The sequence below is a fragment of the Streptomyces sp. NPDC058691 genome (assembly GCF_042714775.1).
Lineage (GTDB): Bacteria > Actinomycetota > Actinomycetes > Streptomycetales > Streptomycetaceae > Actinacidiphila.
The window spans coordinates 48,874-56,267 of the sequence record NZ_JBHXSO010000030.1; the positions used below are offsets into that span (position 1 = coordinate 48,874).

The following is a 7,394-nucleotide window of genomic DNA, read 5'->3' on the forward strand; positions in this document are numbered from 1 at the left end:
GCGGGGGCCGGGCACGGGCCCGGCCCTCAGACCGCGGCGGGAAGACGGACCTCGAAGCTGCAACCGCCCGGCACGTTGCGGACGGCGGCGCGGCCGTGGTGGGCTTCGACGATGCCCCGAACGATGGCCAGCCCGAGCCCCGCTCCGGCCGGAGGGGTGCGGGCATCGGTGCCGCGCCAGCCCGTGTCGAAGACCCGGGGAAGTTCTTCCGGCGGAATGCCACCGCAGCCGTCGGTCACCGACAGCACCACGGAGTCGGCCTCGCGGCGGGCCGCTACGGCGACCGTGCCGTCGGCCGGTGTCCGGTGGATGGCGTTGACGAGGAGGTTGGCCAGGACGCGGGTCATCTCGCGGCCGTCCACCTCCACCGGTACCGGCTCGACCCCGTGGCCGACCAGCGAGACCCCGTGCCGGCGGGCGAGCGCGTCGGCGCCCGCGATGGCGTCGCCCACCAGGTCGTAAACGGACATGCGGGCGGGCGCGAGGCTGAGCACTCCGGCCTGGATACGGGAGAGTTCGAAGAGATCGCCGACCATGCCGCTGAGCCGTTCCACCTCGGCGCGGATCTGGCTGTGGTAGCGCGTGGGGTCGGCCGCGACCCCGTCCTCCAGGGCCTCGGTCATGGCACGCAGTCCGGCGAGCGGGGTGCGCAGGTCGTGGGAGATCCAGGCGACCAACTCGCGGCGGGATGCCTCCAGGGCGCGTTCGCGCTCCCGGGACTGGGCCAGTTTGGCACTGGTGGCCGCTAGTTCGCGGCCCAGTTCGGCGAGTTCGGCGGTCGGCGCGTTGGGCGGGGCGGCGAAGGTGTCGCTGTCGCCGAAGGCGCGGGTCGCCGCCGTCAGCGCGCGGCTGCCCGCCACCACCCGGCGCCCGAGCAGCACCGCCATGGCCAGGGAGATCACCGCCGCGATCGCGCATACGGCGGTCACCACACCCAGGTCGTGGCCCGAAAGGAACATCGCCTCGGCGACCGACAGCGTGCCCGCGAGCATCGCCGCGACGGTCGCGGCCGCCACGACGGCGAGCGACGTGGCCACCGAGCGCTCGCGCAGCAGCCACAGCGCGCCCGCGCCGAGCAATCCGGCCGCCACGGCGCCGAGGGTCGCGTAGGCGAGGATGAGCAGCAGGTCATGCATGGTCGGGGCCCTCCGGCGCCTTGGTGTCGCCGGGTGGGTCGAAACGGTAGCCGACGCCCCAAACGGTGCTGATGAACCGGGGTGTGGCCGGGTCCGTCTCGATTTTCTCGCGCAGCCGTCGCACATGGACGGTGACGGTCGACAGGTCGCCGAACTCCCAGCCCCATACGCGGCGCATCAGTTCCTCGCGGCCCAGGACCCGGCCGGGGTGCCGGAGAAAGAAGGCGAGCAGGTCGAACTCGCGCACGGTCAGGGCGAGTTCAGTGCCACTGCGGAGGGCGCGGCGGGCAGCCGGGTCCAGGGCGAGCGGGTCCGCCCGCAACCAGGACCCGGCGGCGGCCGGGGGCGAGCCCGCGCGGCGCAGTACGGCGGTCACGCGCAGGGCCAGTTCGCGCGGGCTGAACGGCTTGGTGACGTAATCGTCGGCCCCCACCTCCAGACCGAGGATCCGGTCGTCCTCGTCGCCGCGGGCCGTCAGCATCACCACCGGCACACGGCCCTGTTCCTCCCTGATGCGGCGGCACACCTCGAACCCGTCGAGGCCGGGCAGCATCAGATCCAGAACGACCAGGTCGGGACGGATCGCGGCCGCTTGGGCCACGGCGGAGGGGCCGTCGGCGGCCCGGTTCACCGTGTAACCGGCGCGGTCCAGGTAGGTGGCGACGATCTCCGAGACGGTCGGGTCGTCGTCCACCACAAGGACGCGGGCCGCGGGCTCTGCTGTCGTGGTGCTCACGGCGCCGAGTCTCGCACCGGGATCGCCACAGGACCGGGGGGCGCTCGCCGCTGTCCGCGTTTCGTAAGAGTGCGCTATCCGAAATGCCCGGTTCGCGTTCGTAAGGTGTCCAGGGTGACCAAGCCTTCCACGCCTCCGGCCGACGCTCCCGTCGGCAATCGTGATCTTCCCGTCGATGTCGTGCTGCCGTGCCTGGACGAGGCCGAGGCCCTGCCCTGGGTGCTGGAACGCATTCCTCCCGGCTGGCGCGCCATCGTGGTCGACAACGGCTCCACCGACGGCTCCGCGGAGCTGGCCGCGTCGCTCGGCGCGTACGTCGTCCGCGAGCCGCGCCGGGGTTTCGGCGCCGCCTGCCACGCGGGGCTGACCGCCGCGACGGCGGACGTGGTGTGCTTCTGCGACTGCGACGCCTCCCTTGACCCCGGCCTGCTGCCGTCCGTCGCCCGGGCGGTGCTGGACGGCGGCGCCGACCTCGTGCTGGGACGCCGGCGGCCGACCGTGCGCGGGGCGTGGCCGCCGCACGCGCGGCTCGCGAACTGGGAGCTGGCCCGCATGATCCGCCGCCGTACCGGCCTGCGGCTGCACGACCTCGGTCCCATGCGCGCCGCCCGGCGCGAGGCCCTGCTCGGCCTCGGGCTGACCGACCGGCGCTCCGGCTACCCGCTGCAGATGCTGGTGCGGGCCGCCGACGCGGGCTGGCGGGTACGCGAGACGGACGTGCCGTACACCCCGCGTGTGGGCCGTTCCAAGGTCACCGGAACCTGGCGCGGCACCTGGCACGCGGTACGCGACATGCGGGCAGTGCTCGCCGAGCCGGCGCGGGGGCGACAGCCGCGGCCGCCGGCGCCCGCGGACAGAACCGGAGAGGCACGATGAGCCGACCGCACCGGCACCCCGCCCCTGGTCCGGGCAGCGTCCGCCACGCGACACCCCCACACGCCCGGCCGTCCGCGCCTTCGGCTCCGTCGGCCGATGCCCCCACCGGACATCCGGCGGCCCAAGGCGCGGCCGCGGGTGACCCGACCGGCGGGGGGCACGCCATCGGCCACCACGCTGCCGGGCCCGCCACGCGCCGCCTGCCCCAGGACAGTTCGACCAGCCCCGCCGAGCCCCATGACGGCGCGGCAGACCGGGTCACCCTCCTGGTCATCGCCAAGGAACCGGTGCCCGGCCGGGTCAAGACCCGGCTCACGCCCCCTTACGCCCCCTGGCAGGCAGCCGTGCTCGCCGAAGCGGCCCTCGCCGACACCCTCGACGCGGTGCTGCGGACCCCGGCCCGGCGCAGAGTGCTGGTGCTGGAGGGCATGCCCGGGCGCTGGCTGCCACCCGGCTACGCGGTCGTGCCGCAAGTGGCGGGGGGACTCGACGAACGGCTCGCGGCGGCCTTCGCCGGCTGTCACGACGGGCCCGCGCTGCTGATCGGCATGGACACCCCACAGGTCACCCCGGAACTCCTCGCCCCCGCGCTGACACCCGGCGGATGGGAGGGCTGCGACGCGTGGATCGGCCCGGCCGCCGACGGCGGATTCTGGGCACTGGGTCTGGCCGAGCCTGCGCTGGCCCCCGCACTCATCCGAGGTGTGCCGATGTCCACCGACCGCACCGGAGAGATCCAGCGGCGCCGCCTGGCGGACGCGGGCCTGCGGGTACGCGACCTGCCGGCCCTGCGGGACGTCGACACAGCGGCCGACGCCGCCGAAGTCGCGGCAACCGCACCCGGCTCACGCTTCGCTGCTGCCGTGGGCCGGTTCACGGGCAGTGCCGGGCTGACGGACACCGCGCGATGAGCGGCACCGAACTGGCCGAGCCGGCCGCGCTGCGGAACGAGCCTGCCGAACCCTGGGTCGACGACCCTTACGGGCAGGCGCTGCGCGCCGGGCGAGGACCGCTGTTCCTGCGGCGCTCCGACGGATGGATGCTGCCACTGGACGTGGAGCGCTGGTGCGCCGAACCGGACGGGGCCGACACCGCCTTGCTCGATCGCTGCCGGGGCCCGGTGCTGGACATCGGGTGCGGTCCCGGCCGACTGGTCGTGGCCCTCGCCGGGCATGGGCTGGCAGCCCTAGGTGTGGACGTCAGCCCGGCCGCGGTCGCGCGTACCCGGGACGCGGGCGGTCCGGTGCTGAGGCGTTCGGTCTTCGACCGGCTACCGGCCGAGGGACGCTGGGGCACCGCGCTGCTCGTGGACGGCAACGTGGGGATCGGCGGCGACCCGCCCGCTTTGCTGGACCGGGTCCGCGCACTGGTGGCCCCCGGCGGACGCCTGCTCGCCGAGGCCGCCGCGCACGACGTCGACGAACGTCTCACCGTCCGGGTCCAGGACGCCGGCGGACGTCACGGCCGCGAATTCCCCTGGGCCCGCCTCGGGCCTGCCGCGCTGGTGCGTCTCGCGGCCGCCACGGGCTGGACGCCTGCCGACCAATGGAGCGCCGGCGGCCGCATCTTCATCGAGTTGCGGAGCTGACGCAGGCTCACCCGGAGCCGTCACGCCCGGCAGGATCGGCGCGGCTGGGGCGTAGCAGCCGCTTCAGGGCGTACCGGGCCAGGGTCACGACGGCGACGGCACCGAGGGCGATCAGCAGGTTCCGGCCGTAGTCCGAGGGCAGGACCGAGGCGTTGGCGCGGGGCCCCGGACGGAGCAGCACGGGAAGGGCCACCGCCGTGAGGCAGGCGGTGGCGATCAGTGCGCCACGGGCGGAACGCAGCAGCCGCGGCGGCAGGAGGGCACCGGCCGCGAGGGTGACCGGGACGACGACACCGTCGTGCAGGACCACGGCGCCGACGATCCACCACAGCACGTCCATCGGCCTGCCCACCTGTGGTGCCGTCAGGAGCACGGCGCCCAGCACCATCGCCGCTACCCCTGCCGCGCCCGCGACGAAGCGCAGTGCCTTCATCACAGCACCTCCAGCCGGACAACCCACTTGGTCTGCAGGACGCCCGGCCGGTTCGGGGCGATGACACGGGCCGGGAATCCGTGGTCGGGCGAGAGCGGCTCGCCGTTCAGCCGAAGGGCGAGCAGGGTGAGCGGATCGCGGGCGTACGAGCTGCCCATCTCCGTGACCGCGTAGGCACCGCCGCGCTCCAGTGAGGTCACCCGGACCCGCGCACCGTGCGGGGCCCCGGCCCGTTCCAGGAGATCGGCGACCCGTACGCCGGTCCAGTGCGCGCTCTTGCTCCAGCCCTCGACGCACGCGATCGGCAGCACGGCCGCGTACTGGCGCATGGCTCGCAGTTCCTCCAGCGTCAACTCGTAGGGGCGGGGCCCGTCCACCCGCAGCCGCCAGCCCGCCAGGCGTTCTGCGGAGATTCCGGCGGCAGCCGCGGTGCGGTTGACCGGCAGGCCCTGCGGGCCGTGATCGGGGTGACGGGGCGCGAAGAGGTCGAAGTCCTTGAGCGGGGTGAAGGACTGCCCGACGGTCGTCAGCGTCACGGCGCCGACAGCCGCGCCCACCGCCGTGAAGAACGCCCGCCGGTCCGGCCCGTCGGCGTCCGCCAGGGGGCGCCGCCAGTGCGAGGCGATCTGCGGCGCCTTGACCGCGACGTGCAGCAGCAGCGCCCCCACCGCCAGCCAGGCCAGTGCCCAGTGCGCCTGCTTGAAGTTCCACGGCCACGGATACCACTGCGCGGTGTTCAGCAGGCCGGTGACCAGCTGCAGCAGCACGCTGCCCACCAGCACCCCGATGGAGGCCCGCTCCAGCGCGTGCACCACCGAGCGGACGGGCGGCCACGCGAACAGCCGGGGATAGACCGTCCACAGTTTCGCGAACAGCAGCGGGATCGCCGCGATACCGCTCGCCACATGGAGACCCTGGGTGAGGCGGTAGCCCCACGACGGCCGGCTCGGCAGCAGATCCACCGCCCATCCGGGCGGCTGCTGAAGGTAGTGGCTGACCAGACCGGTCAGGAAGGCCACAACGATGGCGACACCGAGCAGCCGGCCGATCACCGTGGCCGTACGGGCGTCGTGCAACCGCCCCCTGAACACGGGCAGCGGCGGGCGCGGAAGGCTCCTTCTCATGCCCTCCATCACACCGCGCCCCACCCGCTGAACGAGGCCTGGAACTCCTTACGGAACGCGGACGGAGCGGCCGCGCGTGATCTCGTGCGGGGCCCTGGGATGTCACGGTTGCGGCGTGGGAATCCGTCTGCGCATCGCCGTCACCGCCGCTCTGCTCACCGCGCTGGCCACGGCCGTGGCCGCCGCCGTGCATACCGGCGGCGTGCGCGCCGATCCCGGCCGCGTCCTCCTCTGGTACGGCGTCGCCTGGGCCCTCTTCGCGGCCGCTGCCCGGACCGTGCGCAAGCTGCCCTTGCGCGCGGCCACCGCGCTGATCCTGGCCGGAGGCGCGGCTCTGGCCGTCGCCGCGCTGACCGCCCCGCCGAGCACCAGCAGCGACATGTACCGCTATGCCTGGGACGGGAAGGTCCAGGCCGCCGGAGTCTCTCCGTACACGTACGCGCCCGACGCACCGCAACTGGCACCACTGCGCGACAGCTGGCTCTTCCCCCCACAGGCCGCCTGCCAGGACGCCACCCTGGTACGGAAACTGGAACTGCACACGGCGGGCTCCGTCTGCACCCGGATCAACCGCCCCACCGCGCACACCATCTACCCGCCGGTCGCCGAAGGCTGGTTCTTCGCCGTGCACCAACTCTCCCCGGGCGGCGGCCGCCACAAGGCCATCCAGACCGGCGGCGCCCTGCTGGCCCTGGGCACCACCGCCGCACTGCTCGCCGTACTGCGGCGCCGCGGCCGCGACCCGCGCGCGGCCGCGCTGTGGGCCTGGTGCCCAGCCGTCCCCGTCGAGGCCGTCAACAACGCCCACATCGACGCCCTCGGTGTGCTGCTGACCGTCCTCGCCCTCGGCACCGCCACCGCCGGCACCCGGCGCGGAGCACTGCTGGGTGCCGCCATCGCCGTGAAGCTGTACCCCGTGCTCGCGCTGCCGGGCGCCCTGTCCGGAACTCGGCCGCGTCACACCGCACGGGTGCTGTCGGCCGCCGTCGCGGTCATCGCGCTCGGCTACCTGCCCTACGTCCTCGCTTCGGGCGCCGGCGTGCTCGGCTACCTGCCCGGCTACCTCCACGAAGAGGGCTACGAATCCGGCAACGTCCACCGCTTCGCCCTGCTGCGCCTCGTGCTCCCCGACGCGGCCGCCGGCCCCGCCGCCATCGCTCTGCTGCTCCTCACGGTCCTGTACGTGCTGCGCCGCGGGGACCCGGCCCGGCCCTGGAGCGGAGCTCTCCTCGTCACCGGCACCGCCCTGCTGCTCACTTCACCCGCCTACTCCTGGTACGCACTCCTCGTCATCGCCCTCGTCGCCCTGGACGGCCGCTGGGAATGGCTCGCGGTCCCGGCCGCCGGTGCGGCCCTCTACCTCGGCGGTGCGCTGTGGGGGAGCAATGTCCCCCTCCAGACGCTGGCGTACGGCATCGCCGCGCCGGCCGTTCTCGCCGGCGCGGCTCTGCGCGCCCGCCGCACCCCGGTCCGCCCGGTATCAGGCGGGCAGCCTCCGGCG

Annotated in this window: 8 protein-coding genes; 4 read left to right on the forward strand and 4 right to left on the reverse strand. The window is 74.4% G+C overall.

The window, feature by feature from the left end; all coding sequences use genetic code 11:
* Positions 1-26 precede the first annotated feature (26 nt).
* Both ACFWVC_RS21925 and ACFWVC_RS21930 read right to left on the reverse strand, forming a co-directional pair.
* On the reverse strand, positions 27-1,136 hold the full coding sequence (locus tag ACFWVC_RS21925) for a sensor histidine kinase (protein ID WP_384288384.1): 1,110 nt from the start codon (positions 1,134-1,136) through the stop codon (positions 27-29).
* Positions 1,129-1,872, reverse strand: a complete 744-nt coding sequence (locus tag ACFWVC_RS21930; protein ID WP_384288386.1) for a response regulator transcription factor — start codon at positions 1,870-1,872, stop codon at positions 1,129-1,131. Before ACFWVC_RS21930 ends, ACFWVC_RS21925 begins: the two co-directional genes overlap by 8 nt.
* A 114-nt stretch (positions 1,873-1,986) precedes the next feature.
* On the opposite strand from ACFWVC_RS21930, the gene ACFWVC_RS21935 reads away from it, so the two are divergent.
* From ACFWVC_RS21935 to ACFWVC_RS21945, 3 genes are all read left to right on the forward strand, one after another.
* Positions 1,987-2,748, forward strand: coding sequence for a glycosyltransferase family 2 protein (locus ACFWVC_RS21935; protein WP_384288388.1), 762 nt, complete (start codon positions 1,987-1,989; stop codon positions 2,746-2,748).
* Positions 2,749-3,014: 266 nt separating this feature from the next.
* Entirely contained in the window at positions 3,015-3,659 is a 645-nt protein-coding gene (locus tag ACFWVC_RS21940) for a DUF2064 domain-containing protein (protein ID WP_384288539.1), read from the forward strand.
* Positions 3,656-4,336, forward strand: a complete 681-nt coding sequence (locus ACFWVC_RS21945) for a class I SAM-dependent methyltransferase (RefSeq protein WP_384288390.1) — start codon at positions 3,656-3,658, stop codon at positions 4,334-4,336. Before ACFWVC_RS21940 ends, ACFWVC_RS21945 begins: the two co-directional genes overlap by 4 nt.
* 7 nt (positions 4,337-4,343) lie before the next feature.
* Here the strand turns inward: ACFWVC_RS21945 and ACFWVC_RS21950 are convergent, their stop codons facing one another.
* Complete coding sequence (locus ACFWVC_RS21950) at positions 4,344-4,769, reverse strand: hypothetical protein (RefSeq protein WP_384288392.1); 426 nt, start codon at positions 4,767-4,769, stop codon at positions 4,344-4,346.
* The gene (locus tag ACFWVC_RS21955; RefSeq protein WP_384288396.1) at positions 4,769-5,902 is read right to left on the reverse strand and encodes a molybdopterin-dependent oxidoreductase; all 1,134 of its coding nucleotides are present in this window, start codon (positions 5,900-5,902) and stop codon (positions 4,769-4,771) included. The genes ACFWVC_RS21950 and ACFWVC_RS21955 overlap by 1 nt, the downstream gene beginning before the upstream one ends.
* Before the next feature lie 106 nt (positions 5,903-6,008).
* On the opposite strand from ACFWVC_RS21955, the gene ACFWVC_RS21960 reads away from it, so the two are divergent.
* The coding region (locus ACFWVC_RS21960; RefSeq protein WP_384288399.1) for a glycosyltransferase 87 family protein at positions 6,009-7,394 on the forward strand (1,386 nt) is incomplete at its 3' end.

What these genes read in the sequence shown, in the direction of transcription:
- ACFWVC_RS21955 (WP_384288396.1), bottom strand. Translation starts at nt 5,902, where the DNA reads ATGGAGGGCATGAGAAGGAGCCTTCCGCGCCCGCCGCTGCCCGTGTTC.
- ACFWVC_RS21925 (WP_384288384.1), bottom strand. Translation starts at nt 1,136, where the DNA reads ATGCATGACCTGCTGCTCATCCTCGCCTACGCGACCCTCGGCGCCGTG.
- ACFWVC_RS21950 (WP_384288392.1), bottom strand. Translation starts at nt 4,769, where the DNA reads ATGAAGGCACTGCGCTTCGTCGCGGGCGCGGCAGGGGTAGCGGCGATG.
- ACFWVC_RS21945 (WP_384288390.1), top strand. Translation starts at nt 3,656, where the DNA reads ATGAGCGGCACCGAACTGGCCGAGCCGGCCGCGCTGCGGAACGAGCCT.